Source organism: Klebsiella sp. EMBS2024, assembly GCF_036233805.1.
GTDB classification, from domain to species: Bacteria; Pseudomonadota; Gammaproteobacteria; order Enterobacterales; family Enterobacteriaceae; genus Klebsiella; species Klebsiella pneumoniae.
This window is the reverse complement of sequence record NZ_JAZARW010000001.1, coordinates 2,721,588-2,723,234: the sequence shown is the minus strand read 5'-3', so window position 1 is coordinate 2,723,234 and position 1,647 is coordinate 2,721,588. Positions and strand designations below refer to the sequence as shown.

Here is a 1,647-nt window from a genome sequence, read left to right as displayed (position 1 = left end):
CCTAAAATGGCGGGTTCCAGATGGAGCTCGTCATGTTTATTCGTTTACAAGTCGGGTCAACCAGCTGACTTGACTTACCTTCCTTCTCAGCGTAAAACCGCCAACAACATTTTTTAAATTCGTGGCTATCCGCCATTATCCAGTTAACTGATTAAAGTGTAATCGAATGAAAATAGCTATCGCTGGTACAGGTTATGTTGGTTTATCGAACGGTGTCCTGATTGCGCAAAACCACGAAGTGGTTGCCCTGGATATCGTACAGGCCAAAGTGGATATGCTTAACCAGAAGATCTCTCCGATTGTGGATAAAGAGATTCAGGAATATCTGGCAGAAAAACCGTTAAAATTCCGTGCCACCACGGATAAGCACGACGCATACCGTAATGCCGACTACGTGATCATTGCCACGCCGACCGATTACGATCCCAAAACCAACTACTTCAACACCTCTACAGTGGAAGCGGTTATTCGCGATGTCACAGAGATCAACCCGAACGCGGTGATGATCATTAAATCGACCATCCCGGTGGGGTTCACCCGCGACATCAAAGAACGTTTAGGGATTGATAATGTTATTTTCTCTCCTGAGTTCCTGCGTGAAGGACGTGCGCTGTACGACAACCTGCACCCGTCGCGTATTGTCATCGGTGAGCGCTCTGCGCGTGCCGAACGTTTTGCTGATCTGCTGAAAGAAGGCGCGATCAAGCAGGATATCCCAACCCTGTTTACCGACTCCACCGAAGCGGAAGCGATCAAACTGTTCGCTAACACCTATCTGGCGCTGCGCGTTGCCTATTTCAACGAGCTCGACAGCTATGCTGAAAGCCAGGGGCTGAACAGCAAGCAGATTATCGAAGGGGTATGCCTGGATCCGCGTATCGGCAACCATTATAACAACCCGTCCTTTGGCTACGGCGGCTACTGCCTGCCGAAAGATACCAAGCAGCTGCTGGCGAACTACGAATCGGTCCCGAACAATATCATCGCGGCTATCGTCGATGCTAACCGTACCCGTAAAGACTTTATCGCGGATTCTATTCTCGCTCGTAAGCCGAAAGTGGTGGGTGTGTATCGCCTGATCATGAAGAGTGGTTCGGACAACTTCCGCGCCTCTTCTATTCAGGGCATCATGAAGCGCATCAAGGCGAAAGGTATTCCGGTTATTATCTATGAACCGGTGATGCAGGAAGATGAGTTCTTCAACTCCCGCGTCGTGCGCGACCTGGATGCCTTCAAACAAGAGGCGGATGTGATCATTTCCAACCGTATGGCGGAAGAGCTAGCGGATGTGGCGGATAAGGTCTACACCCGCGATCTGTTTGGTAACGATTAATTCTGCCTGTCTGACACTGGCGGTTCCCTGCCGCCAGTGTTCTTCTTTATCTCNNNNGCTATATCCCTCACTACGCGTATTTCTCGNACATTCAGATTAACCTCAATAAATTGTGATGGACATTACGATCCTGCTCAAAAGCCGTTGCGGGTTGAAAACAGGTCCGATAAGTTAAACTTACCTTGTGAAGAGCTACCGTCACTGTGATGTAGATGCCGGAGATAAGCGCCGGGAGGTAAAACAAAGCCTGCAACGCAGGCTTTTGTTATTTATGTCCTATGAAAAAACGCGGGACAGGGCGCGAGTAGCGTTAT

Annotated in this window: 1 protein-coding gene; it reads left to right on the top strand. The window is 49.4% G+C overall.

Features of this window, described 5'->3' with window-relative positions; genetic code table 11:
- Positions 1–166 precede the first annotated feature (166 nt).
- Complete coding sequence (gene ugd, locus VZP09_RS12600) at positions 167–1,333, top strand: UDP-glucose 6-dehydrogenase (protein ID WP_040211005.1); 1,167 nt, start codon at positions 167–169, stop codon at positions 1,331–1,333.
- Positions 1,334–1,647: the final 314 nt, after the last annotated feature.